This is a genomic window from Paucihalobacter ruber (genome assembly GCF_006494535.1).
GTDB lineage: Bacteria > Bacteroidota > Bacteroidia > Flavobacteriales > Flavobacteriaceae > Paucihalobacter > Paucihalobacter ruber.
In genome coordinates this window covers 198,674-223,565 of the sequence record NZ_VHIQ01000004.1, presented here as the reverse complement: position 1 = coordinate 223,565, position 24,892 = coordinate 198,674, and the positions used below count along the sequence as shown (strand labels likewise).

Sequence of the window (24,892 nt, the reverse complement as noted above, 5' to 3'; positions counted from 1 at the left end):
TTTAGATATTTAACAACTAATTTGTTTTTAATTTTAGCGATTGAAGTATTATTTTTGTCTTGTCCTATATAGTGGTATTTTTAACCTTTAAAGAAAAGAAGCCTACAGGCGGGCATCTGTAATTAAGCGGATATAGAAACAAATCTATTAATTAATATTAATGAACTTTCACTTTACCAAAATTGACAAATTTTTAATTGTTATACAAATAATATTATTAGCAGGTATTGCCGGTTCGTTTTTAGATTTTGGTTTGATATCTGTATTTTTCAGTTTGTCAATGCCGTTAATTTTTGTGTTAAGTTGCATGGCTGCTTTATACCTTGTATTATTTAAAAAGTATTACTTCTCTTTAATTGGTATTGTTTTATTCTTGTTTAGTTTTAATTTTTTCTATCAATTTTCAAAAATTGATATTGATAAAACAACAAACACTGTAAGTTTAATGACTTACAATGTTAGAGCTTATGAACATTCTGTTTCTAAAAATATAGGAGCACACGCCTCTGTATCTATAGCCCAATTTGTAGACTCGATAAGTCCGGATATTTTAATATTGCAAGAATCGGATTATAAACGAGGTAGAAAAATAACAAATTATCCTTACCATTTTTTAGGTTACAGAGAAAGCATTGGTAAATCGTTACTTGAGATTTACTCCAAATATGAAATAATTGATAAAGGCTATATAGACTTTCCCGATACCCGTAATAACGCTATTTACGCTGACATCAAGATAGACGAAGATACTATAAGAGTTTACAATTTACATTTACAGTCGTATGTTATTAATCGTTACATTGCTAATACCAGCTATGATAACTATAACTTTTGGTACAACTTAAACAATGTGATATCAAAACAAATAGAACAAGCTACCTTAGTAAAAACTCATGCGCTTAAATCGAATAAAAAGTTTATCATTTCCGGCGATTTCAATGCTACCCAATTCAGTAAACCTTACAGACTTTTAAAAACGGGTTTAAATGATTCATTTATATCAAAAGGCAATGGATTGGGAACCACTTTCTCTTTAAAAAATTATCCGTTAAGATTAGATTATTTTCTGAGTCATGAACAAATAAACATCCTTAGTCACGATAATTTCGATTTGAATTTATCCGATCATGAGCCTATCTGCGTCTATTTTACAATTAAATAAATTGCTCAATCTCTACTTTCTGAAGGTAAAAAGAAATAAGTATTGTTCGGAAAAACGTGTAATGGTTTTATAAAATGCTTTAAATTATAAATACATTAAAGTTGAAAAAAAGCTATTTTTTTTAAATAATTGATAAAATATCTAGCGAACACCACATACCTTTCTATTAGTTATTTAAAAATAAATGCTTTTTTTATAATTTTAAACAAAAAAAAACTAATAATCAATATATTAAGGTGATTTATTTATATTTGGTGCTTCAAAATCTTATAATGAAATTATGAATATTTAAGAAAATAAAAAAGGACAAAAACAACAAAGTAACATCAATTAAAAGCATTCACCTAACTAAATTAAATTCAAATAATGTTATTATTTATAGTTCCTTTAAAAAGTAAAGTAGTAAGTAAAGATTGGGACCTTGTTTGTAAACTTTTAAATCGTTGTTTGAATTCAATTTGTAATCAAACCAATTCAAATTTTATGGTCTTGGTTTCTTGTCATGAAATACCTGATACAAATTATAACAATGATTCTCGAATTAAATTTTTACAAGTTGATTTTCCGCCTCCTAATTTAAAAAAGACTAGTGAAGATTATTCACTTAAAGAAGCAGATAAGGGTAAAAAAATATTATTTGCCACAGAATATTCTAAAAAACTGCATGTTAATTATGTAATGACCGTAGATGCAGACGATTGTATCAGTAATAAAATAAGTGAATTTGTCAATAAAAAGGGTAGAGATACTTTGCCTGGTTGGTATATAAATAAAGGTTATTTATATCCGGAAGGTAAGAAATATGCATATTTGAATTTAAAAAATTTCCATACTATTTGCGGCTCTTGTGTAATTATAAAACCGGAACTAATCTTTTTAATGTTCAAAAATAATTTTTGGTTTGATCATCAAGTAACTAAGTTCGATAATGGTATTTACTTAAGACCGCTGCCTTTTCCGGGTGCCTTATATAGTATGTTAAACGGGACAAATCATGTTCTTGATCGTAATGAAATGAAAATAAGAACACAAATAAAACCTTCAAATTTACAATCAATAAAAACTATTTTTAGAAGACTTGGTAAATATAGAATAGTAGCTACTTTATTTATTCGTAAGGAATTTAATTTAGACAATATATAAAGTTATGTAGCTTACAGATTATCTAATCAATAACGAGTTGTACTAATCTAATAATAGCCTATACTTTAATTATTTATTGATATCATTTATTGTAGGATTTCTCAAACAATCCTAAGTTCTTTTATTGATAGAATATAATATTGTGGTAAATGTTCTTCATCAAAAAATTCATGATGATTATAATGGATGTTCAAACCATTATCAATAAGTCCAAGAGTAGTCCAACCTAACGAATTGGGTGTTATAAAATCCTTTTTGAAATTATCTGCTATGTAGAAATATTGATTTCCATGCATTTTTTCTGTAAGAACCCGGAAATTTGTTAAATGAGGTTTTTCGGTTCCTAAGGCCTCAGAAATTACAACCTCATCAAAAAATTGAAGAATGCCAAGGCTTTCTAGTTTCGCCATCTGTGTCTTAACCCGGCCATCGGTTACTACCGCTAATTTGCCTCCTTTTTGTTTAATTTGCGTTAATAATTCAAAAACACCATCAAACAAATGTATTTCAGGTTGATGAGATCGATACCAATCAATTAACGTTGGTATCTCGATTTGATGATTTTCTGAAATAATTTCGAAAACATTTTTTTTACTTCGATGTAAAGAAAACATATAAGCATAAAGAGATTTCCAATTACCCGGTGAAAGGCGCTGAGTGATATCTTTAAATGCCGATTTTAAGTAGTCTAACTCATTATACAAGGTGTCGTCTAAATCAAAAACAACAACGGTATTTTGGTCAACCTTTATATCCATGCACTAACACTTCATCGTCATACCTAATCATGAGTAAATTATCTTCCCAAACATCAAATTGATCATCAATAGTTTTGTTTAAAAGATATTCATTGATTATCCATTTAGGAAAATTTGCTCCTGCCAAATAAGACAGTGGATAACCACCACCAAACCTGGGATTAATTTCGATACCATACACTTTTTGATCTTCATTTTTACTCAGGAAAAATTGTGAAGTTAGGCAACCAACAGCACCGTCAATAAAACTCAATCTTTCTCTAATGTATGAAACCAGATAATTTTTTTGTGCAAGACTTTTATAAACTTCGCCGTCTCTAACTTCAATACGCTTCCTAGGAACTACACACCTTAAATAGTGGGTTTTATCATAATATAAATCGCACGTAAATTCATCGTATAATTGCGAATCTAAATACTCTAAGAACATGAACCTGTTATCATTGAAGAATTCCTCTCGCAAATCATTTTCCGATTTAACAAGGTAAGTATCCATACTTCGGCTACCGTCTGCAGGTTTAATAAAAACAGGAAACTTAAAATTGATTTTAGAAAATTCGTGGGCATGCTGTATGTTGTTCTCTTTAAAAAAAGTGTGAATCAAACGCTTATTTCTACACATATTCACAAAATTCTCAGAAGAGATGACCACCTTAATGCCTAGACTTTCAAATCGAGCTTTATGTTGACTTAATTCTAAAAGTTCAGTATCAATACAAGGAATTAATAATTTTATATGAAACTTTTGACAGTAGTTTAGAAGCGTATCTATATAATTTACATCATTTAAAAGCGGAACTTCAAAATAACCGTCTGCCACATGACAGGCCGCCGAAAGTTTGGGCTCAAAGTCGGCCGCATAAACCTTAAAATGGGGATTTATGAGTTTTAATTCCTTTTGAAAAGCTCTAACAAGAGAGACTCTTCTACCGGCACAGGTTATTAAAATATTCATTTTTTCAAGTCAATTCTTTTTCAAATACAAGAATACGTAATTATTCATAAATTTAATTAAATAAGCGGTTAAATAATTGTAATAACCGATATGAGGGAATAAACAGATGGACAATTCGGTTTCAATACTTTATGAGGTAGTGGCCGAGTCTTTATCCTGACCAAATAATTTGAAAACATTTTAAATTTTTAAATCCATACTATTTATTATATCATTAAATAGAACAGTTTTTACCTCAGTTAATTGATAAAATACTTAAACACTTTAAAAACATTGAAACCATCTTTAAACATTAACGTAAAAAAGTGTTATTTATCGTGTTTATTTGGTTGGCCATAAGTTATGTTCCAACTTCGTGTTGTGATTTAATTTAATGTAATACATTATTAACAACTTAATAATGTGCAATTAACCTAAATGACACAACGATGTTCTAGACCCCATTCTAAACATATGTGAATTAATAGTATAATTTGAGAACTTAACCTGTTATCTCTATGAAAAGTAAAATTTGGCTTTCTTCACCACACATGAGTGGCACCGAATTAAATTATATACATCAGGCATTTGATAGCAATTGGATCGCCCCTTTAGGCCCTAATGTTGATTTGTTTGAGGAAAAAATTCAAAATTTCTTAGGAAATAATCATTATGCCAGTGTATTAAGTTCGGGTACTGCTGCTATTCATCTCGCGCTCATTATACTTGGTGTCAAAAAAGGTGATGAGGTTATTTGTCAATCTAAAACCTTTTCTGCTTCTGCAAATCCAATTATTTATCAAGGGGCCATACCTATTTTTATAGATAGCGAAGAAGACACCTGGAATTTATGTCCGGAACTATTAGAGAAAGCCATAAAAGACAGTATTGCCAAAGGTAAAAAGCCAAAAGCAATCATAGCCGTACATTTATACGGCATGCCTTATAAAGTTAAAGAAATTAGTGCCATTGCAGAAAATTACCAAATACCAATTATAGAAGACAGTGCCGAAGCCTTAGGCAGTAGCTATCACAACCAAAAATGCGGCACTTTTGGAGATATTGGTATTTTATCGTTTAACGGTAATAAAATTATAACCACTTCAGGCGGAGGCGCTTTAATTACAAAAGAAAAAAGTGTTAAGGAAAAAGCCGTTTTTCTTGCAACTCAAGCAAGAGACAAAGGCATTGCTTATTTGCATTCAAGTATTGGTTATAACTACCGTATGTCTAATGTCTTAGCGGGCATTGGCGTTGGCCAAATGGATGTATTAAAAGAACGTGTGCATAGCCGAAGACACAATTTTCAATTTTACAAATCACATTTAAGTGATATTGATGATCTCTTTTTTTTACCGGAACCTGAAAATAATTTTTCAAATAGGTGGCTAAGTTGTATTTTAACCAAGTCAAAACAACAAAAAGAAGACATCATTGAACTTTTAAGTATTGAAAATATTGAATCTAGACCACTCTGGAAACCCATGCATCAGCAACCTGTTTTTAAGGATTATCCTTGCTATTTAAACGGTGTTTCTGACAATCTTTTTGAAAGAGGTATTTGTTTGCCAAGTGGGTCAAACCTAAGCGAGAATGATTTATTAAGGGTCATATCAGCAATTAAACAGTATTATCACGTATGATTAAGCGTTTCTTAAATAAAATATTCAAAAAGTATGCCTCCAAATGGTTGGTGATGCTTGTTGATTTAATAATTGTTGCTGTTTGTTTTTTTATAGCTTATCTAATAAGATTTAATTTCAAATTAGAATTTGACTTCAACATATTAATCAAACAAATACCTTATGTAATTGTGATGGCCTTTTTGAGCTTTTTAGCCGTTGGCTCTCATAAAGGTGTTGTAAGATATACCGGAGTTAGAGACGTGGTTAATATTGTTATAGGCACTAATATATTGGCTACCATTTTAATTACAATTACTTACATAGCGCGTAAATACGATCAAAACAGTTTGTTAAATATACCCGGTTCTATAGTTTATATTCATTTATTACTCAATATTCTTAATTTAATTGGTTTTAAGTTTTTTATAAAATCCATCTATAATAATATTTTCAGCAATACTGTAAATTTCAACAATGCACTTATTTACGGAGCCGGTGACGCCGGTATGATTACCTATCAAGTTTTAACCAGCGATTTACAAAGCAACACCATAGTTGTTGGTTTTATAGACGATAACGAAAAAAAAATTGGTAAAAAAATTGATTTGTTAACCGTTTACAGTCGCGATAGTATTACGGAATCGTTCATTAAAAAGCATAAGATTGATGAAATCATTATTTCAATTCAAAATATAACACCCATTCGATTATTAGAAATATCAAGTTCTTTTTTCAAAGTTGGTGTGAAGGTGAAAATAGTGCCTGCGGTAAAAACATGGATCGACGGCGATTTAAGTGCCGGTCAGATTAAGGATGTAAAAATTGAAGACTTATTAGGTCGCGAACCTATTTCAATCACCAATAATGCTGTAATAGAAGAATATTCTAATCAAATTATTCTTATAACAGGCGCTGCTGGTTCTATTGGTAGTGAAATAGCTAGAAAATTAACTCAATACGATTACAAACATCTGATACTGTTAGACAATTCAGAATCGGCACTTTATAATTTAGAACAAGAATTCAAAAACAATGGTCATACCAATTTCATGCCTATTGTTGCAGATATTAGAGATTACAAAAGGTTAGAGCAACTTTTTAATGAATTTAAGCCTAAAATTGTATTTCATGCTGCCGCTTACAAACACGTTCCGTTAATGGAAAGCAATCCGTACGAAGCCATTAATGTTAACGTGATTGGCACGAGGAATCTCGCCCTTTTATCGGTTAAATACGCTGTACAAAAATTTATTATGATCTCAACCGATAAAGCTGTTAACCCCACCAATGTGATGGGCGCCACCAAACGCGTTGCAGAACTAATTATTAATACCCTTCCTGAAAAAGGTCAAACAAAATTTATTACCACCAGATTTGGAAACGTACTCGGGTCTAACGGCTCTGTTATTCCTTTATTTAAAAAGCAGATTGAACTTGGTGGCCCGATTACAGTGACTCACCCGGAAATTACACGATATTTTATGACCATTGCCGAAGCCTGTAGTCTTGTATTAGAGGCAGGTGCCATGGGGAATGGCGGTGAGATTTTTGTCTTTGATATGGGACAATCAATAAAAATATACGATTTGGCCCTCAATATGATTATTCTTTCAGGGTTAAGATTTCCGGAAGATGTTGGCATTAAAATAACAGGGTTAAGACCCGGCGAGAAAATTTATGAAGAACTACTAGCCGATGGAGAAAATACCAAGCCAACCTACCATGAAAAAATAATGATTGCCAAAACCAAACCATTAAATTTTGACGAAATTACGCACAATTTAAACCTGTTATTGGACATTAAATCAAATATGAAAAATATTGAAATTGTAGCCTTACTTAAAAATTTGGTGCCAGAATTTAAATCAAATAACTCGTACTACGAAATTCTAGATAACTAACTTATAAACAACCATAGTCATGAAACTAAACCTGAACTTTAATCAAATTGTTTTATACCTTGTGCTGCTCATGTTTTTAACGATGAGTTCTTGTGCTTCACGTAAAGATTTAATCTATTTTCAAGATGAAATTGCGACTGACCTCACCTTCGACTCTACACCACAACAACTGGTATATAAACCGGATGATTTATTGGTAATCAATGTTACGGCTGCTGATGCCGATGCAGCTTCACCATTTAATTTACCTGTTGTAGCCAATAATCTTAATGCCTTAGGTGCGCAAGCTGCACTCCAAACGCAAACATACCTGATAGATTATGATGGAAATATTGAATTTCCGGTATTGGGAACCATAAAAATGGCCGGGTTAACAAGAACCGAGGCTACGGAAATGCTTAAAAAACGCATTGCTGAATACGCCGATGATCCGATTGTAAATATCCGTCTGGCTAATTTCACGGTGACCATACTTGGAGAAGTGAACAGGCCCGGCACCTTTACCATTCAAGATGAGCGCATCACTCTAGTTGAAGCACTCGGTTTGGCAAGTGATTTAACTATATTTGGGAAGCGCCAAAATGTACTGCTCATTAGAGAGGTTGATAATAAAAAACGTTTTGCCAATATTGATTTAACCTCTATTAATGCTGTTAATTCTCCTTTGTATTATTTACAACAAAACGACGTTATAGTTGTAGAACCGAATAGAGCACGCATTAGATCATCTACTTTTAACGCAAATAATGCGGTGTTAATTTCTGCAATAGGTACGTTAACTACCATTTTAGCAGTATTTTTAATTAATTAATTCAAAAATATTCTTTTAACAACATGGATAAAACCGGGATTCTTAAAATAAACGAAATAAAGCGTGGCGTTGAATTGTATATGCGCTACTGGAAGATAATTCTTTTTTGCGTCATTTTAGGTATTGCCCTGGCGCATGTCTATTTGAGATATGCTGACTATGAATATTTAGCCAAAGCTACCATACAAATTAAAGACGACAAACAATCTCAAAAATTACCGAGCTTAAGTGAGTTAACCGGTGGTGGCATATTTTCTAAAGAAAATGACAAAATTAAAGATGAGACTAAGGTTATGTTATCCAGAAACCTTCTTCACAAGGTAATTACAGATCTAGATCTTAACATTCAATATTATAACCAAGGTAAGATTAAAGAGTTGGAATTATATAAAAATCCACCATTAAAAATCAGTTTTTTTGAGTCGGACTCGATTATTAATAAGGTAGATACTACTTTATATTTAAAGATAAAATCCCCTACCGAATTTTTATTATTTCAAGATGATGGGAAAACACTGTTTACTCAGAGAGATGATAATCTTGGCACCATTCACACCTTTGGCGACAGAATTAAAACAGGCTTTGGTGATATGGTTATTACACCAAATATGGAACAATTTAATGCTAAGAACAGTAATAATTTAAAAATTAAATTAACCTCAGTACCTAAATTAGTGAACAAATATCAACGTAGCATTTTGATTTCAACCGCTGAGGCATCGAGCATTGTTACTTTAGAGCTCCAAGATAAAGTACCGCAAAAAGCCATAGATATTTTAAATAAGCTTGTAGAAGCCTATAATGCAGATGTATTAGCAGACAAAGAAGAGGTTGTAAGGGTCACTTCAGAATTTATCAATAACCGATTAGAGCAAGTAACATCAGATCTGGAAAATGTAGATCTAAATGCAGAAGACATACAAAAACGAAACAGATTAACAGCGCTGAACTCGCAGGCAGATCTATATCTTCAAAGTGGCCGTCAAACAGAAAACCAAATTAATGAGGTTTCTAATCGGATTGAGTTGATTTCCTTTTTAGAAAGTGAGGCGACTGACGATAGCAAAACGTCTGATGTTTTACCCATTGTTGGTATTGAAGATGCCAACGTGGCACAAATCACCCGAAGTCATAACGAACTGGTAGCACAACGAGATAGAATTTTAAACAGTTCAAGCGAAAAAAACCCCATCGTTATTAAACTTAATAATCAAATTGATGCGTTAAAATCTAATCTTCAGGCCTCTTTAAGAAATATGAAAGAGACCAGCCAGATGACTTTAGACAATCTGTATCGTGAAGATGCTCGTATTCGTGGCCAACTTTATGCCGCACCTACCAAAGAGCGTCAATTTAAAGAAATTCAGCGCCAGCAAGGCATTAAAGAATCTCTATATCTTTATCTCTTGGAGAAAAGAGAAGAAAGCGCTATTATGTTGGGTATGTATACCTCTAGCGCCAAAATTATTGATAATGCCTACTCCAATTACATGCCTGTTGCGCCTAAAAGTATGTTTACTTATCTTGCCTCTGTATTATTAGGTTTGGCTATCCCTATTGGGTTTATATATGCAAGAAATCTGTTAGACACCAAAATATACCACAAAGACGATATACAAGAAATTTTAGATATTCCGTATATAGGTGAAATACCAAAAACTTCAAGAAAGGAACATCTTATCAAAAAGGTAGATTATTCTCCTAAAGCAGAAGCGTTTAGAATAGTGAGATCAAATCTGGATTTCATGTTAAAAAGCGTCACCGGAAGATCTAAAATCATCTTTGTAACCTCAACAAAAGCCCAAGAAGGTAAATCTCATACCAGTACCAACATAGCACATTCCATCTCATTTTCCGAAAAACGCGTATTGTTAATTGAAATGGATATTCGAGTACCAAAAATATTACACTATTTAAAGCTTGACAGTACTAATATTAAAGGTTTATCAGATTATATCGCAGATAAGTCTCTTAAACCTGATGATGTTATTTATAAAATGAAAGACAATAAATTCTTAGACATTATTCCATCAGGTACCATTCCGCCTAATCCGTCAGAATTGTTAATGAGTAAACGTGTTGATGAATTATTTAAATATTTTGATGATAAATACGAATACATTATCGTAGACACTTCAGCCGTCGGTATTGTGAGTGATACCTTGTTAGTGGCCCACCACGCCGATGCTTTTGTTTACGTGGTAAGTGCCAACGATATTGATAAAAGATTACTGGCACATGTTGCACAGCCATTATACAACGAAAAACGCTTGCCTAATATGACCTTTTTACTAAACGGCACAGAAGGCGGCAGTACTGGTTACGGCTATGGCTACGGGTATGGTTATGGATCTGATAAAAAGAAACCTTGGTATAAAACACTATTTAGTTAATCGGCTAATTTTCGCCGCTTACGCTCAATAGTTATTAAATTAAGCTCCCTGCTAGTCTGCCCTGCCACCGAAGTATTTTCTTCGGCGCGTCTAATGAGATAAGGCATCACATCTTTAACCGGACCAAATGGCACGTATTTGGCCACATTATAGCCTTCGGCAGCCAGATTAAAACTAATATGATCGCTCATACCATACAATTGTCCAAACCATACGTTGTTGTCGCTTCTTGCTATTCCAAGTTCTTCCATTAAATTCATGGCTAAATAGCTACTTTCCTCATTATGGGTTCCAATAAAAACCGAAATATCATTCAGGTTATTTAAAATATAACGCAAGGTCTCGTTAAAATTTTGATCTGTATCAAATTTACTCTCGCAAATAGGCGATTTATAGCCTTTTTGTTGAGCGCGCTCGCGTTCTTTTTCCATGTAAGCACCACGAACAATCTTTACACCTATCTTAAAACCTTCGGCTTTTGCGCGTTGATGTAATGCTTTCAAATAATCTAGTCGGTCCCAGCGATATAACTGTAGGGTATTATAAACAATAGCTTTGCCCTTGTTGTAAGTGCGCATCATATCCTCAACCAAAGTATCTGCAGCATTTTGCATCCAGCTTTCCTCACCGTCAATTAAAATTTCTACATCCTTGGCTTGTCCCGATTTGCAAACGGCGTGATAGCGGGCTACTACTCTATCCCACTCTTTCTGCTCTTCTTCAGTTAATGGCTTAGCAGAGCTTTTCTTTTCATATAAATGAAACCTGCCAAAACCTGTCGGCTTAAATACAGCTATTGGCATAGCTTCGCGATCATCAGAAAAATTGATAATCTTAAGCGTTTTTTCAGCGGCTGCATCAAATTGTTCTTCGGTTTCTTTGCCCTCAACCGAATAGTCTAAAACAGAACTCACACCGTAATTGTACATCTTGTCAATCACAGGTAAACAGTCTTCTTCGCTGACGCCACCACAAAAATGATCAAAAACCGTAGAGCGAATCAATCCTTCAACCGGTAGGTTGGCCTTTAGTGCAAAATTGGTGGCAGCAGTGCCAATTTTCACCAACGGCTGATTAGAAATCATTTTAAACAAAAAATAGGCGCGTTCCAACTCTGAATCTGATTTGAGCTGAAATGCTACTTTTGTATTTTCAAATATTTGTTTTTTAGACATTTATATCGATTAATGCTTATGTTATTCTCAGTGTAAAGATAACTAATAAACAATTATTTTATCATCATAAAGTTTTAATTAAATTTAGAAGAAGTAGAAGTATCAACTATTAATTTTATGAAACTTTTCTTACTTTAATTTCTAAAATCTACTTAATTTCACGCCTTAATATGCCATAGCAAATGACTACCATTAAAGCCAAAGATTACGCAGTTTATTTTAATTCTGAAGGTTATAAAGCTATCAATAAATACGTTAGCGGCACAAACATTTCCAAAATATTTATATTAGTCGATACCAATACTCATGACTTTTGTTTACCCTTATTTTTGAGCGAGTTTGAAACTCATCTAGATATTGAAATTATTGAAATTGAAGCCGGAGAAATCAATAAAAACATCGATACCTGCAAAGGTGTTTGGGAAGCACTCTCAGAATTAGAAGCAGACCGCAAAGCGCTGCTCATCAATCTTGGTGGCGGTGTCGTAACAGATCTTGGCGGTTTTGTGGCTTGCACCTATCAACGTGGCATTAAGTACATCAATGTACCAACTACATTGCTATCGATGGTTGATGCTTCGGTAGGTGGCAAAACAGGGGTGGATTTAGGTGTGCTTAAAAACCAGGTGGGCGTGATTAGTAACGGAGACATGGTAATTGTAGATGACAGATTTCTCAATACCTTACCTTATGAAGAATTACGCTCAGGATTGGCAGAAATGTTTAAGCACGGACTTATTTACAGTAAAGAATATTGGGGAAAATTCAAAAACTTAACCGAAATTAACACTGACAAATTGAGCGCGCTCACATGGGAGTCGGTTGATATTAAAAATAAAATTGTAACTCAAGATCCAAGAGAAGAAAATATTAGAAAGACCTTAAATTTTGGCCATACGCTTGGTCATGCGGTAGAGTCTTATTTTCTTAATCATCATTCGAAGTCAATGCTGCTTCACGGCGAAGCCATTGCGGCCGGTATGTTGATGGAGGCGTTTCTTTCTTATAAAACAACCAAATTATCCAAATCAGATTTAGAAGAGATCGCCGAATTCATCACCCGATTTTATCCTCAAGCTGATTTACATTTAACTGATTACAAATCCATTATCGATTTACTGAAATACGACAAAAAGAACAGCCATGGTAAGATAAATTTCGTGTTACTTGAAGAAATTGGTCAGCCCGTTTTAGATTGCAATGTTGACAATGAACTAATTGAACATGCTTTCGATTTTTATATCAACTGCTACAAATAACGTTCTTCTATAATTTCTTGGTGATGATTTTGATGTCCTATCAATATATATCCTAAAGCTCTCACCGAAATAGGATTGTTACTGGCAGTACCTTTTTGAAGTAAATCTTCAGCATTAAAACTTTTAAACAAACTAATTGTAGCATTGCGAACACTAATAAACTCTGAAATCAATTCTTCAAAATTTCTGGAATTAGCGTTACAGTTTAAAACATATTCGTCTTGGTCAAAACCGGGTAGTGCTGTAACATCTCTTCTGGCTATTCGGAGTGAACGATAGGCGAAGATTCGCTCTGTATCGATAATATGAACCAGCACTTCTTTGATAGTCCACTTATCAGGCGCATATTTAAAAAGCTGTTTTTCAACAGGAATAGATTTTAAAAAGGTTTCAAACTCCTTGCCACTTTGCTCTAATCCTTCTATAATATGCATAAATGAACATTTTGAAAGATAGAGTTCGTAATAGGGATGGTATTCTGAGGAATTAAGATTATTCATGATGTAAAATTAAAAAGCCCTTCAAAATTAAGTTTTTGAAAGGCCTTAAAAATTAAATTATTGTTAAGATAATTATAGTTCGTTAAAAATGGTGTGCATCAACCGCTTTTTGTCGTTAATGCTTTCTTCTAATGAAATCATAGTCTCAGTTCTGTACACACCTTCAATATCATCGATCATAAAAATAATTTCCTTGGCATGGGTGGTACTTTTAGCACGTATTTTACAAAATATATTGAATTTTCCGGTGGTAATATGAGCCACAGTTACATAAGGAATTTGGTTTAAACGCTCTAGTACAAACTTTGTCTGTGAGGTGTTTTGTAAAAACAAACCAACATACGCTATAAATGAGTAACCTAATTTTTGGTAGTTTAATGTAAGAGACGAACCTTCAATTATGCCGGCTTCTTCCATTTTCTTCACCCTAACATGAACTGTTCCTGCAGATACTAATAATTTTTTTGCAACATCAGTAAATGGCACACGCGTATTATCGATTAGCATGTCTAATATTTGGTGATCTACTTCATCTAATTTAAACTTTCCCATTTTCAATAAAATTATTGTTTTGGGCAAAATTAATAGAATAAAAACAATAAATCACTCTTTTTATTATATTATTTTAAGGTAATAGTAGTATTTTTTCGTTTTTCATCAAAACGAAATCGTTTTCGTAACCCTCGTAAATCGCCTTTTTTTCGTGAGTTTCCAATTTATAGCCATTGGCTTCAATTTCTTTATGACCAAAAAATGCAGACAAATTTCCTATTTTAACAACTTCGGGTATAAAGTCTATTTTTTCAGATTTTAAAACTTCTCTATATTGTATGGCCACATCATTTAAGTTTGATGTTTCATCTAAACATACATTTCTAAAAATAATATCGTAAAAGCATTTTTGGTTCAGCGGAATACTTTGATAATCTTTCAATGTGTCTGTATCGGTAATTGAATTATTTTGAATATGCTTTAACGCATATAAAAAGGCGACGTATATATAAAACCTGGTTTGGTCTCTACAGTAATCCTTTGAATAATGACCCGCTTCAAACAAAATAGTTGGCACGTTTAAACCTTGAAAAGTATCACCAACACAATTGATATTATAAGCATCGTCGTATAAGCCAATTTGTCCGGGAATCACTTTTTGTAAAGCGTTATTCATGGCGTTGATGACAGACATGGCCTTCAATCTTGTATTTGTAACCGTTAAAGCTTCATCTTGCGCAGGCGCTAAGAACGATACTGTAGCCGACTTACCATGAGTACCGGTACCAAAAATAGTGCGTTGTCCATGAAGGTTAAAGCAATAATCCGGCTTAAAGGTTTCAAAAATTTGTCTTAGAGCAATACTTTCGGGCTGGGTTAATTGTTGCGCGTCTCTATTTAAATCTATGCCATTTGCATTAACTCTTGTGTATTGTTCTGCGCCATCAGGATTAAGCATTGGGATGATAAAAAGACTCAATTCATCTTGAATCCATTTTAAATTAGGCTCATTTAGTATTGAATTGACTAAATCAAATAATGCTTTTGTGGTGGTAGATTCATTACCGTGCATTTGAGACCACATCAAAATTTTGTTTGAACCGATACCAATTTTAAGACCATAAATAGGTCGCCTTTCAACAGAATGACCAATAACTTTTATCTCAAAGTTTGTTGAGACTTTATTGATTAAAGGTCCAATTTTTTGTAGGTTAATATAACGATGAAACAAGGTGTTTTCACGGTTAGTATTAAACCACATTTGAATATCTTCTATGTCCATGGTTTTATATAAGATTACAAAGGTATACAATTGTAATTTTACATTTGTAAACACAAAAAACAATGAAATTATTACAGTTGTTAACTAACTTTTCAGTTAAAACCCCAACAAAATGCAACAAAATAATTTTTAGATTATTTATTGAATTTTATGAATTGTTTTTCAATGTTTTAAAATACTTTAAATAAAGTATAAGTTTAATTTATTTAAAGAAATTAAAGGAAAATAAGCCTTGATTAGATAATTATTATTTACATTTGTAACGAGATTACGCCCACTATCCTATTTACAATGATAAACACACCGGAATTCACCAAACGACTAGAAAAAGTAATGGAATATTACGGTGAAACTGCGTCTTCATTTGCCGATAAAATTGGGGTACAGCGCTCCTCTATTTCGCATATTTTATCCGGTAGAAATAAGCCTAGTTTAGATTTTGTTTTAAAGGTTTTGGCGCAATTTCCGGAGGTAGAATTGTATTGGTTGTTGAATGGAAAAGGAAGTTTTCCAAAAGCACCTGAACCCTATTTTGATGATGTATCGTCTAAAGCATTGACAACACCAAAATCAAATAACCCCGGCATCATTTCAAAAAATGTTTCCAAAGAAATTAAACGTATCGTTATTTTTTATGCCGATGGGACTTTTGAAAATTTTGAGCATTTATAATTTTAGCATTTCTGCCACACAAATAAATCTATTAGTTTTCAAATAGCACTGCGCGATTATTCTTAATTTTGGAAAAAAGAAAATGAAAAACATTCTATTGCTCATCCTAACCGGCTTTTGCCTTACAGCATGCTATCAAATTGAGCGCAATTGTGGGGATTTTAAGGAAGGAACCTTTAAAAGTACTATCACCATTGAAGGAAAAGACTACGTTTCTACATTTACCAGAAATCAAAAGTTACAAATTGAAACCTTTGAGGGTAAAACCGATTCTGCTTCTGTGAGATGGATCAACGATTGTGAGGTGATTTTCAAAACCATTAATCCAAAAAGCAGAGCCGAAATGAAAGATATTCATTTGAAAATACTCACCACCACCGATTCGTCTTATGTTTTTGAGTATTCTTACGTAGGCGAAAGCATCAAGCAAAAAGGCGAGGCCGTCAAACTATAATTTAAAACAGTGTTATCTGTCCGTCATCGCCTGTTTTATAGTTTTCGTTGTCATCAGCATTACTTGTTTCAGAACTGTCATTAGACGCATCAATAGTTTCCTCATCAACCACCTCTATGTCATTGGCAGGTATTTCTTCGGGAGCTTCATAAGGAATTGGATCTAATAAGCTTATGGTATTTACCTTATCTTTTGTAAGCTGATTACCTAAGGCATTAATCCCTTTGATGGTTATAAAAGATTCTAATTCCACCACCTGGTTATCTTTTCTATCCTTACCACGTTCTTTAGTGAATTCTACTTCGGCCACTGGTTTCCAATCGGTTGAAACTATTTCCAGATGACTTTTAGGATGTTCCGAAATAAAAGTTTCTTCTTTACCTTCGTTTTCAATTAAAAAGCGCTTCACAAAATAACGCTCTTTTTCACCGTCAAAATAAATAGCCGAAATAGGCTTTTTAGGAATCCATTTCTCCAATACAATCATATCGTCATCAAAATGGGTTGTTAGCTCCGGAATAATGGTTTTAACCACACCACTTTGTCTAATGATGAGCAATCGGTCTTCACCTCTAAATTCGCCTACAAGCTCTCCTCTGCCGTCTACATTTAATCTTTGTACAGCATCGTCGAACCAAATTTTTCGGGGTTTTAATGTGGAGATTCCTTTTTCTTTGAGCTCAATTCGTTTTACGCTGTACTTAGTAACCAGATTTCCTTTAGAATCTCTGCCTTTTATTAGAATATCTGCAAAGTCTAAATCCCATTTCAATTTTTTTATACTACCTACTTGCCTTAATAAAACCGTGACTACTTCTGCTTCACCATTAGGATTGGCTGAAAAATAATGTACCAGCGAATCCTTTAAACCATTGGTTAAATCGTACTCGCGATCTCTAGTAATTGAGGTCACTGAAAAACGTTTGACGTATGACGGACCGCCTTTGCCGTCGCGATAAATTAAATTATAGATGGTTCGTTTGTCTTTCTTCTTAAATACTGCTACATGAATGATGTTTTTTCCAACAAAGGTTTTACTGTCTACCTTTGTTACCATCATTTTTCCATCTTGTGTGAACACAATAATATCATCAATATCACTACAATCACACACGTATTCGTCTCTTTTTAAAGAGGTTCCAATAAAACCTTCTTCTCTGTTTACGAAGAGTTTGGTGTTGCGCATCACCACTTTCGTAGCATCTACATCATCAAACAGTCTTATTTCAGTTTTGCGCTCTTTACCGGCACCATAATCATTTTTAAGACGTACAAAGTAGGCAATAGCATATTCGGTTAAATGTTCTAAATGATATTTTATTTCGGCAATTTGCGCTTCAAGGGCTTCAATTTTTTGCTGTGCTTTATCTATATCGAATTTAGAAATTCTCTTGATTCTAATTTCCGTTAGTCTAACTATATCGTCCTCAATTACAGGCCTTTTAAGATGTGCTATAAAAGGTTTTAGTCCTTCGTCGATGGCCTTGATAACACCTTCCCAGGTTTCTTCTTCTTCTATATCGCGATAAATACGGTTTTCAATAAAAATGCGCTCAAGGGATGCGTAATGCCACTGATCTTCAAATTCTCCTAATTTTACCTCTAAGTCTTGTTTTAAAAGCTCTACCGTATGTTCTGTAGAACGACGCAGCATTTCAGAAACGCCCACAAATAAAGGTTTGTTGTCTTCAATGATACAACCTAAGGGAGAAATCGACAATTCACAATTGGTGAATGCATATAACGCATCAATGGTTTTATCGGGTGAAATTCCGCTTGGTAAATGCACGAGAATCTCTACTTCGGCAGCGGTATTATCTTCTATTTTTTTAATCTTTATTTTACCTTTTTCGTTGGCCTTTAAAATAGACTCAATTAAAGTCGTGGTGTTAGTACTAAAAGGAATTTCTGTAATTACAAGGGTGTTCTTATCGAACTGAGAAACCTTGGCTCTTACTCTTACTTTACCGCCACGCAAACCATCGTTGTAATTGGTAACATCCATGATTCCGGCTGTTGGAAAATCAGGGAACAGCGTAAACTTCTTGCCTTGCAGATGTTTAATTGAAGCATCTATTAATTCAATAAAGTTATGTGGTAAGACCTTGGTAGAAAGTCCAACCGCAATACCTTCGGCTCCTTGTGCCAAAAGCAATGGAAACATAATGGGCAAGTTAACAGGCTCCTTTTTTCTGCCGTCGTATGAAGCTTGCCACTCGGTAATTTTTGGATTAAAAACAACGTCTAAAGCAAATTTAGAGAGTCTGGCTTCAATATATCTCGAAGCAGCGGCACCATCGCCTGTTAAAATATTACCCCAGTTACCTTGGGTGTCTATTAACAAATCTTTCTGACCAATCTGCACCATAGCATCTGCAATGCTGGCATCACCATGTGGATGGTATTGCATGGTATGACCAACAATATTGGCAACTTTGTTGTATCGACCATCGTCCAGATCTTTCATAGAGTGCAAAATACGGCGCTGCACAGGCTTTAAACCGTCTTCTATGGCCGGTACGGCACGTTCGAGAATAACATAGCTGGCATAATCTAAAAACCAGTCTTTGTACATTCCATCTACTTTGGTGATGGTTTCCTGATTGTTAAATTCTGCCTCGTTGTTTGTTTCTTCTGGTATTTCGGACATGTACTAGTCTTCTTTTGCTTTTTTGTTATACTTAATAATTTTACTTAAAGATTGTTTGATGTACCGTCTTTTTTTTCGGCCCACCAAAGTTACATTAAATCGTTCAACTCGCGAACGACCACTGGGCGATTTTAAGTGAAGAACAAGATTTTTATAAACCCAAAAATTATTGAATTTAAAAGCCTTCAATTCTTGTTTGTCAAATTCAATTTTATGTTCTCTATAGTTAAAATAATCAGCCAACAGTAAACCTCTATTCATAACTACCACCTTCATACCGTCGCTGTCGTATTCAAAATATTTTGAAATTTGATGAACAATACCAAATGCCACTAAAAAAACAACTAAAATCAGCAAAAAAGTAAGTGTTGGATTTGGCGTTAAATCGGCAAAAGCACTAAATACAGTCGCCGCGAGTATGGCTACCAGTATTAAGACAAAATAGGTAGATACGATGACGTTTTTTACTTTGCCGTTATTGGTTCTCATGCCTTTAAATCTTCAACCAGATCTAATTCAACCTTTAAATTGTTGATGATGAATTCTTGTCTGTCGGGTGTGTTTTTACCCATGTAAAATTCCAGCAAACCTTCAACCGACATATTATTATCCATCATCACCGGGTCTAACCTGATACTATCTCCAATAAAATGCTTGAATTCATTGGGCGAAATTTCACCCAAACCTTTAAAGCGGGTAATTTCTGGTTTTGGTTTTAATTTTTCAATGGCATTAACGCGTTCTTCGTCTGAATAACAATAAATAGTTTCTTTTTTATTTCTAACCCTGAACAAAGGTGTTTGCAAAATATACAAATGACCTTCTTTAATTAATTCAGGAAAAAATTGAAGAAAAAAAGTAATTAACAATAACCTGATATGCATCCCATCTACGTCGGCATCGGTGGCGATTACTATATTATTATATCTTAAATCTTCAAGAGATTCTTCAATATTGAGTGCCGCCTGTAACAGGTTAAACTCCTCGTTTTCATAGACAATTTTCTTATTCATGCCATAAGAGTTGAGCGGCTTACCTCTAAGGCTGAAAACAGCTTGGGTATTAACATCTCTGGACTTGGTAATACTACCCGAAGCCGAATCACCTTCGGTTATAAACAGTGTAGACTCTAATCGTCGGTCGTTTTTTAAATCGTCTAGATGAACCCTGCAATCACGCAGTTTTTTATTGTGCAAACTTGCTTTTTTTGCCCGTTCTTTTGCCAGTTTTCTAATTCCTGAAAGTTCTTTTCGTTCGCGCTCAGCCTGTAAAATTTTGCGGAGTAATTTTTCGGCTGTTTCAGGATTTTTGTGAAGGTAATTATCTAATTGTGTTTTTAAAAAATCATTCACATAAGTTCTTACCGTTGGTAAATCGCCACCCATATCTGTAGAACCTAATTTAGTTTTGGTCTGACTCTCAAAAACAGGTTCCATTACTTTAATAGATATGGCAGATACAACAGATTTTCTAACATCGGAAGCATCGAAATTCTTGTTGTAAAACTCTCTTATTGTTTTCACCAAAGCTTCTCTAAACGCTGCTAGATGTGTACCACCCTGAGTGGTATTTTGTCCGTTAACAAAAGAGTGATACTCTTCGCTATATTGAGTTTTGTGATGTGTCATGGCAATTTCTATATCGTCGCCACGCAGGTGAATGATGGGGTAAATTTTATCTGATTGATTGATGTTATCATTTAACAAATCTTTCAATCCGTTTTCACTAAAATATTTTTCACCGTTAAAAACAATGGTCAGTCCCGGATTTAAATACACGTAATTCTTGAGCATTTTTATAATATACTCATTGCGGTATTTATAGTTTTTAAAAATGATTTCGTCGGGAACAAAAGACACTTTGGTACCCTTTCTTCTGGAAGTTTCGTCTACAATATCTTCGTTTTGAAGATTGCCTTCAGAAAACTCGGCCGAAGCCGATTTGCCGTCTCGCGTAGATTCCACTCTAAAAAAGGAAGATAAAGCGTTTACGGCCTTGGTTCCAACACCATTAAGTCCAACCGATTTCTTAAAAGCACGTGAATCGTATTTCCCACCGGTATTCATTTTAGAAACCACATCTACCACCTTACCAAGCGGAATACCACGACCGTAATCGCGCACCGTTACACGGTTTCCTTGAATGGCAACTTCAATGGTCTTTCCGGCGCCCATAACGTACTCGTCTATGGAGTTGTCTAAAACTTCTTTAAGTAAAATATAGATACCGTCATCGGCTGAAGAACCATCACCCAGCTTCCCAATATACATACCGGGACGCATTCTAATGTGTTCCTTCCAGTCTAATGAGCGAATATTATCTTCGGTGTAAGCTGTTTCCTGAGCCATTTATCAAAATTTTGGTGCGTGGCTAATATAGCATTTCAAAAACAAAAATGAAACACTGTGTTCAATAAGTAATTAACAATAAAGCTTAAGCTATTGTTGAGAAAGCACCGCATTTTTGCAGGTAATTTGGCAATTTAGCTTTCATTCCGTAAACATTTTCAAACGTGCCTTTAACTCTTTCGGGGTTTCGAACCCTTAAAGGGATGCGACAAAACTTAAACGTTGAAAAGAAAATGCATCACATCGCCATCTTTAACAATGTAATTTTTACCTTCAACGCGCATTTTACCGGATTCTTTAACTTTGGCTTCGCTTCCGTGATTTACAAAATCATCGTAGGCAATCACCTCTGCACGAATAAAACCTTTTTCAAAATCGGAATGAATCACACCTGCAGCCTGAGGAGCTGTGGCGCCTATATCAATAGTCCAGGCTCTTACCTCTTTTACACCGGCTGTAAAGTAGGTTTGTTGTTTGAGTAGTTTATAAGCATAACGGATTAATTTTGAAGAACCCGGTTCGTCTAATCCTATATCTTGCAGAAACATCTGGCGCTCTTCATAATCGTCTAATTCATTAATATCGGCTTCTGTTGCAACTGCCAAAAACAATACTTCAGCATTCTCGTTTTTAACGGCTTCTTTAACTTGTTCAACATAGGCATTTCCGCTTACCGCAGATGCTTCGTCAACATTACATACGTACATCACCGGCTTGTCGGTAATAAATTGGGCCGGTTTAACAAAATCGTTGTAATCGTCTTCACTAAATTCTAAAGCTCTAATTGAGGTACCCGTTTCTAAACCTTGTTTGATTTGGGTTAAAACCGCCTCTTCTTTTTGCGCATCTTTATTACCTGTTTTAGCGGCGCGTTTTACCTTTTCAAGCTTCTTATCTACAGTTTCTAAATCTTTTAGCTGAAGTTCTATATCAATAGTTTCTTTATCTCTAATTGGGTTGACGCTGCCATCAACGTGTACAATATTATCATTTTCAAAACAACGCAACACGTGCAAAATGGCATCTGTTTCTCGAATATTAGCCAAAAACTGATTTCCTAAACCTTCTCCTTTGCTCGCGCCTTTAACCAAGCCGGCTATATCAACAATTTCAACAGTAGCGGGAATTACACGCTCCGGATTTACCAAAGAAGCCAGCTTTGCCAAACGCGTATCGGGCACATTAACAACACCAATATTGGGTTCTATGGTGCAAAAAGGAAAATTAGCGCTTTGTGCCTTCGCATTAGATAAACAATTGAATAAGGTAGATTTCCCTACATTTGGTAAACCAACAATTCCGGCTTTCATAGTGTTTTATTTAAGGCTGCAAATGTAAGTATTTATGTTATTTTTTATGGATAAATAACATTTTTATAATGTACTTAGTAACAAGTTTGTAGTATATTCGTCTTTAGTCAAAATTACACATGATGAATAAATTTTATTCGCTATTAACATTATTTTGCCTTGCAGCAAATATTTCAATTGCGCAAAATTTAACCGCCTTAGTGGTTGACAAACAAAGTGGAAATCCAATTCCATATGCAGCCATAAAAATAGACGATTTTAAAGGTGTTGTCACTAATGACGAAGGCTTATTTACTGTAAAAATTGATGACATCAAGTATATAGAAGTATCCTGTTTAGGATATAAAGAACTTGAAGTTACTATTGAAGACATAAGAGCTAATAATTACAAAATTGAACTGCAAGCCGCAGTAAATCAACTTAATGAAGTTATTTTAAGCAATAAACTTCCTTCAGTTGATAGCATCATCGTTAGGGTTAGAAAAAACTTTTACAACAATCACAACTTAGATTTAACCGCCTTGGATGTTTTTTCAAGACAAACCAATTATTTCGATTTTGAAGATTTTGAGTTTGACATTAAAAAGGCCTCTACACTTCCTAAAAAAGAACTTACTGTACTGAAGCAAAATGCCGATTCTTTGAATATAGCTGTAATGAATAGTGAGTCCAAAAATTTTGAAGATTTTAGCGGCAAACTGTATATTCTAGAAAAAGACAGCACCAAACTGGTAGTTGATAAACTCACCAATCTTGTTGACAGAAAAAATGATTATTCAGTAGAAATCATACAGGACAAAGCACAAATTATCTTCCTAAAGGCCTTAGATACCACTACAACCTATAAAGTTAGAACAGGTATTTTTAGAATTGAAGATTCTTTAGACATTGAAATGAACGACTTAAAAGAAGAATACTCCGATACTACAAATAATAGCGCTCTTAAAGCGCAATTAGCATATAACTTATTAGATGTTAGATATCTTGAAAATCATATTTTGGATGATATTTTAAACACAAAGTATTACAATTTTACAATGAGAGATATTGTCTACACCGATGGTGACATGGCTTATATTCTCGATTTTACACCCGCCAAGGGAAAATCTAAGTTTGCAGGAACTTTAATCGTGATGGCCAACAGTTATGCTATAAAAAGAATAGATTATGCCTTTGCACCCGGAAAACGCGGTACAAAAGTTAACTTAAAACTGATTGCCGGTATTAAATATGTTGAGGAATCAGAATACGGTACTATCCATTTTAGTAGAGATGTGAACCATATGTATAAACCTTTTTACATTCAAAAAGGATCTGTTAACTATGTTTACGTTAACAGGCCTTTTACCTTTGTTGAAAACAGTAAAGAGAAAAACAAATTTGGGTTTAATTTAAGTATCGAAGGCAGAGTTGTTCAAAAAAGCGAACTGCTCTTTACAGGGCAATCGAGTATTACCCCCGAAGAATTTGCCACCATTACCGAAGCCAAAAAAGTAAATATTATTACCCTTGAAAAATACACCCCATCAATATGGGAAGACCGGCAAATCTTAGAGCCGGTTGAAGAAATGAAATCTTTTACGGTTAAAAAATAACCTTAATCCTCTGGATGCATAAAACGTTGCTTGGCAAGTAACTGCTCTTCGGTTTCTACGTGATTTTCATCGGGCACACAGCAGTCTACCGGACAAACTGCAGCACATTGCGGCTCTTCATGAAAGCCCATACACTCCGTGCATTTATCGGGTGAAATGTAATAATATTCATCGCTTATGGGCTGTTGTACCGCATCGGCATCAACCTCTTTGCCGTCTGGTAAAACCACTTTACCTTTTAAACTCGTACCATCTGAATAGCGCCAATCATCAGCACCTTCATAAATGGCTGTATTAGGGCATTCGGGCTCGCAAGCACCGCAGTTGATACATTCGTCTGTTATAATAATGGCCATGATAATCTAATTTAATTTTTCTTTTCCTTTCAGTTGAAAACACCATAAAGGCATTTTGTAACTTTGCAAAAT

21 protein-coding genes are annotated in these 24,892 nt (G+C 34.1%); 10 read left to right on the top strand and 11 right to left on the bottom strand.

What is annotated here, in order from left to right; all coding sequences use genetic code 11:
* The first annotated feature begins 160 nt into the window (after nucleotides 1-160).
* Together FJ651_RS09720 and FJ651_RS09715 are read left to right on the top strand one after the other, a co-directional pair.
* Nucleotides 161-1,162 carry an endonuclease/exonuclease/phosphatase family protein gene (locus FJ651_RS09720; RefSeq protein WP_140990322.1) on the top strand — a complete coding sequence of 334 codons (1,002 nt, stop codon included), beginning with the start codon at nucleotides 161-163 and terminating at the stop codon, nucleotides 1,160-1,162.
* 366 nt (nucleotides 1,163-1,528) lie between these two features.
* Nucleotides 1,529-2,305 (top strand): glycosyltransferase family 2 protein, encoded by a 777-nt coding sequence (locus tag FJ651_RS09715; RefSeq protein ID WP_140990321.1) that lies wholly within the window; start codon nucleotides 1,529-1,531, stop codon nucleotides 2,303-2,305.
* Nucleotides 2,306-2,406: 101 nt separating this feature from the next.
* On the opposite strand, the gene FJ651_RS09710 is transcribed toward FJ651_RS09715, so the two are convergent.
* Both FJ651_RS09710 and FJ651_RS09705 read right to left on the bottom strand, forming a co-directional pair.
* Complete coding sequence (locus FJ651_RS09710) at nucleotides 2,407-3,063, bottom strand: HAD family hydrolase (RefSeq protein ID WP_140990320.1); 657 nt, start codon at nucleotides 3,061-3,063, stop codon at nucleotides 2,407-2,409.
* Complete coding sequence (locus FJ651_RS09705; RefSeq protein WP_140990319.1) at nucleotides 3,047-4,018, bottom strand: ATP-grasp domain-containing protein; 972 nt, start codon at nucleotides 4,016-4,018, stop codon at nucleotides 3,047-3,049. Before FJ651_RS09705 ends, FJ651_RS09710 begins: the two co-directional genes overlap by 17 nt.
* 497 nt (nucleotides 4,019-4,515) lie before the next feature.
* Here FJ651_RS09705 and FJ651_RS09700 point away from each other — a divergent pair, with 497 nt between their 5' ends.
* Genes FJ651_RS09700 through FJ651_RS09685 form a run of 4 tightly spaced genes read left to right on the top strand, consistent with a single transcriptional unit; the run spans nucleotide 4,516 to nucleotide 10,727 of the window.
* Nucleotides 4,516-5,640, top strand: coding sequence for a DegT/DnrJ/EryC1/StrS family aminotransferase (locus FJ651_RS09700; protein ID WP_140990318.1), 1,125 nt, complete (start codon nucleotides 4,516-4,518; stop codon nucleotides 5,638-5,640).
* Complete coding sequence (locus FJ651_RS09695; protein ID WP_140990317.1) at nucleotides 5,637-7,523, top strand: polysaccharide biosynthesis protein; 1,887 nt, start codon at nucleotides 5,637-5,639, stop codon at nucleotides 7,521-7,523. The genes FJ651_RS09700 and FJ651_RS09695 overlap by 4 nt, the downstream gene beginning before the upstream one ends.
* A gap of 19 nt (nucleotides 7,524-7,542) precedes the next feature.
* Complete coding sequence (locus tag FJ651_RS09690) at nucleotides 7,543-8,334, top strand: polysaccharide biosynthesis/export family protein (protein ID WP_140990316.1); 792 nt, start codon at nucleotides 7,543-7,545, stop codon at nucleotides 8,332-8,334.
* A gap of 23 nt (nucleotides 8,335-8,357) precedes the next feature.
* Complete coding sequence (locus FJ651_RS09685; protein ID WP_140990315.1) at nucleotides 8,358-10,727, top strand: GumC family protein; 2,370 nt, start codon at nucleotides 8,358-8,360, stop codon at nucleotides 10,725-10,727.
* Here FJ651_RS09685 and FJ651_RS09680 read toward each other — a convergent pair.
* Nucleotides 10,724-11,902 carry a proline dehydrogenase family protein gene (locus FJ651_RS09680; protein ID WP_140990314.1) on the bottom strand — a complete coding sequence of 393 codons (1,179 nt, stop codon included), beginning with the start codon at nucleotides 11,900-11,902 and terminating at the stop codon, nucleotides 10,724-10,726. The two genes, FJ651_RS09685 and FJ651_RS09680, sit on opposite strands and share 4 nt — an antisense overlap.
* Nucleotides 11,903-12,084: 182 nt before the next feature.
* Between FJ651_RS09680 and aroB the strand changes: the two genes are divergently transcribed.
* The gene (aroB, locus tag FJ651_RS09675; RefSeq protein WP_140990313.1) at nucleotides 12,085-13,161 is read left to right on the top strand and encodes a 3-dehydroquinate synthase; all 1,077 of its coding nucleotides are present in this window, start codon (nucleotides 12,085-12,087) and stop codon (nucleotides 13,159-13,161) included.
* Here the strand turns inward: aroB and FJ651_RS09670 are convergent.
* The 3 genes from FJ651_RS09670 to FJ651_RS09660 form a co-directional block, all read right to left on the bottom strand.
* Nucleotides 13,152-13,661: a DinB family protein gene (locus FJ651_RS09670; protein ID WP_140990312.1), complete on the bottom strand. Its 510-nt coding sequence runs from the start codon at nucleotides 13,659-13,661 to the stop codon at nucleotides 13,152-13,154. The genes aroB and FJ651_RS09670 overlap by 10 nt on opposite strands.
* Before the next feature lie 72 nt (nucleotides 13,662-13,733).
* On the bottom strand, nucleotides 13,734-14,213 hold the full coding sequence (locus FJ651_RS09665; RefSeq protein WP_140990311.1) for an Lrp/AsnC family transcriptional regulator: 480 nt from the start codon (nucleotides 14,211-14,213) through the stop codon (nucleotides 13,734-13,736).
* Between the two features lie 73 nt (nucleotides 14,214-14,286).
* Nucleotides 14,287-15,435, bottom strand: a complete 1,149-nt coding sequence (locus FJ651_RS09660; RefSeq protein ID WP_140990310.1) for a M14 family zinc carboxypeptidase — start codon at nucleotides 15,433-15,435, stop codon at nucleotides 14,287-14,289.
* A 291-nt stretch (nucleotides 15,436-15,726) separates the two neighbouring features.
* Between FJ651_RS09660 and FJ651_RS09655 the strand changes: the two genes are divergently transcribed.
* Complete coding sequence (locus tag FJ651_RS09655; protein ID WP_140990309.1) at nucleotides 15,727-16,107, top strand: helix-turn-helix domain-containing protein; 381 nt, start codon at nucleotides 15,727-15,729, stop codon at nucleotides 16,105-16,107.
* 82 nt (nucleotides 16,108-16,189) lie between these two features.
* The gene (locus FJ651_RS09650) at nucleotides 16,190-16,561 is read left to right on the top strand and encodes a DNA topoisomerase IV (protein WP_140990308.1); all 372 of its coding nucleotides are present in this window, start codon (nucleotides 16,190-16,192) and stop codon (nucleotides 16,559-16,561) included.
* A 1-nt stretch (nucleotide 16,562) separates the two neighbouring features.
* Here FJ651_RS09650 and FJ651_RS09645 read toward each other — a convergent pair whose 3' ends face one another.
* The 4 genes from FJ651_RS09645 to ychF form a co-directional block, all read right to left on the bottom strand.
* Nucleotides 16,563-19,211 (bottom strand): DNA gyrase/topoisomerase IV subunit A, encoded by a 2,649-nt coding sequence (locus FJ651_RS09645; RefSeq protein ID WP_140990307.1) that lies wholly within the window; start codon nucleotides 19,209-19,211, stop codon nucleotides 16,563-16,565.
* Nucleotides 19,212-19,214: 3 nt separating this feature from the next.
* The gene (locus tag FJ651_RS09640; RefSeq protein ID WP_140990306.1) at nucleotides 19,215-19,700 is read right to left on the bottom strand and encodes a hypothetical protein; all 486 of its coding nucleotides are present in this window, start codon (nucleotides 19,698-19,700) and stop codon (nucleotides 19,215-19,217) included.
* Complete coding sequence (locus FJ651_RS09635) at nucleotides 19,697-21,559, bottom strand: DNA topoisomerase IV subunit B (protein ID WP_140990305.1); 1,863 nt, start codon at nucleotides 21,557-21,559, stop codon at nucleotides 19,697-19,699. The genes FJ651_RS09640 and FJ651_RS09635 overlap by 4 nt, the downstream gene beginning before the upstream one ends.
* A 215-nt stretch (nucleotides 21,560-21,774) precedes the next feature.
* On the bottom strand, nucleotides 21,775-22,869 hold the full coding sequence (gene ychF, locus FJ651_RS09630) for a redox-regulated ATPase YchF (protein ID WP_140990304.1): 1,095 nt from the start codon (nucleotides 22,867-22,869) through the stop codon (nucleotides 21,775-21,777).
* Between the two features lie 119 nt (nucleotides 22,870-22,988).
* Here ychF and FJ651_RS09625 point away from each other — a divergent pair, with 119 nt between their 5' ends.
* On the top strand, nucleotides 22,989-24,464 hold the full coding sequence (locus FJ651_RS09625; protein ID WP_140990303.1) for a carboxypeptidase-like regulatory domain-containing protein: 1,476 nt from the start codon (nucleotides 22,989-22,991) through the stop codon (nucleotides 24,462-24,464).
* A gap of 2 nt (nucleotides 24,465-24,466) precedes the next feature.
* On the opposite strand, the gene FJ651_RS09620 is transcribed toward FJ651_RS09625, so the two are convergent.
* On the bottom strand, nucleotides 24,467-24,820 hold the full coding sequence (locus tag FJ651_RS09620; protein WP_140990302.1) for a 4Fe-4S dicluster domain-containing protein: 354 nt from the start codon (nucleotides 24,818-24,820) through the stop codon (nucleotides 24,467-24,469).
* Nucleotides 24,821-24,892 lie beyond the last annotated feature (72 nt).

Bases quoted from the DNA above. Each gene is read 5' to 3' on its own strand.
- FJ651_RS09620 (WP_140990302.1), bottom strand. From the start codon at position 24,820: ATGGCCATTATTATAACAGACGAATGTATCAACTGCGGTGCTTGCGAG.
- FJ651_RS09715 (WP_140990321.1), top strand. From the start codon at position 1,529: ATGTTATTATTTATAGTTCCTTTAAAAAGTAAAGTAGTAAGTAAAGAT.
- FJ651_RS09670 (WP_140990312.1), bottom strand. From the start codon at position 13,661: ATGAATAATCTTAATTCCTCAGAATACCATCCCTATTACGAACTCTAT.
- FJ651_RS09700 (WP_140990318.1), top strand. From the start codon at position 4,516: ATGAAAAGTAAAATTTGGCTTTCTTCACCACACATGAGTGGCACCGAA.
- FJ651_RS09695 (WP_140990317.1), top strand. From the start codon at position 5,637: ATGATTAAGCGTTTCTTAAATAAAATATTCAAAAAGTATGCCTCCAAA.
- FJ651_RS09625 (WP_140990303.1), top strand. From the start codon at position 22,989: ATGATGAATAAATTTTATTCGCTATTAACATTATTTTGCCTTGCAGCA.
- FJ651_RS09645 (WP_140990307.1), bottom strand. From the start codon at position 19,211: ATGTCCGAAATACCAGAAGAAACAAACAACGAGGCAGAATTTAACAAT.
- FJ651_RS09640 (WP_140990306.1), bottom strand. From the start codon at position 19,700: ATGAGAACCAATAACGGCAAAGTAAAAAACGTCATCGTATCTACCTAT.
- FJ651_RS09635 (WP_140990305.1), bottom strand. From the start codon at position 21,559: ATGGCTCAGGAAACAGCTTACACCGAAGATAATATTCGCTCATTAGAC.
- FJ651_RS09710 (WP_140990320.1), bottom strand. From the start codon at position 3,063: ATGGATATAAAGGTTGACCAAAATACCGTTGTTGTTTTTGATTTAGAC.
- FJ651_RS09705 (WP_140990319.1), bottom strand. From the start codon at position 4,018: ATGAATATTTTAATAACCTGTGCCGGTAGAAGAGTCTCTCTTGTTAGA.
- FJ651_RS09665 (WP_140990311.1), bottom strand. From the start codon at position 14,213: ATGGGAAAGTTTAAATTAGATGAAGTAGATCACCAAATATTAGACATG.
- FJ651_RS09655 (WP_140990309.1), top strand. From the start codon at position 15,727: ATGATAAACACACCGGAATTCACCAAACGACTAGAAAAAGTAATGGAA.
- FJ651_RS09660 (WP_140990310.1), bottom strand. From the start codon at position 15,435: ATGGACATAGAAGATATTCAAATGTGGTTTAATACTAACCGTGAAAAC.
- FJ651_RS09685 (WP_140990315.1), top strand. From the start codon at position 8,358: ATGGATAAAACCGGGATTCTTAAAATAAACGAAATAAAGCGTGGCGTT.
- aroB (WP_140990313.1), top strand. From the start codon at position 12,085: ATGACTACCATTAAAGCCAAAGATTACGCAGTTTATTTTAATTCTGAA.
- FJ651_RS09720 (WP_140990322.1), top strand. From the start codon at position 161: ATGAACTTTCACTTTACCAAAATTGACAAATTTTTAATTGTTATACAA.
- FJ651_RS09680 (WP_140990314.1), bottom strand. From the start codon at position 11,902: ATGTCTAAAAAACAAATATTTGAAAATACAAAAGTAGCATTTCAGCTC.
- ychF (WP_140990304.1), bottom strand. From the start codon at position 22,869: ATGAAAGCCGGAATTGTTGGTTTACCAAATGTAGGGAAATCTACCTTA.
- FJ651_RS09690 (WP_140990316.1), top strand. From the start codon at position 7,543: ATGAAACTAAACCTGAACTTTAATCAAATTGTTTTATACCTTGTGCTG.
- FJ651_RS09650 (WP_140990308.1), top strand. From the start codon at position 16,190: ATGAAAAACATTCTATTGCTCATCCTAACCGGCTTTTGCCTTACAGCA.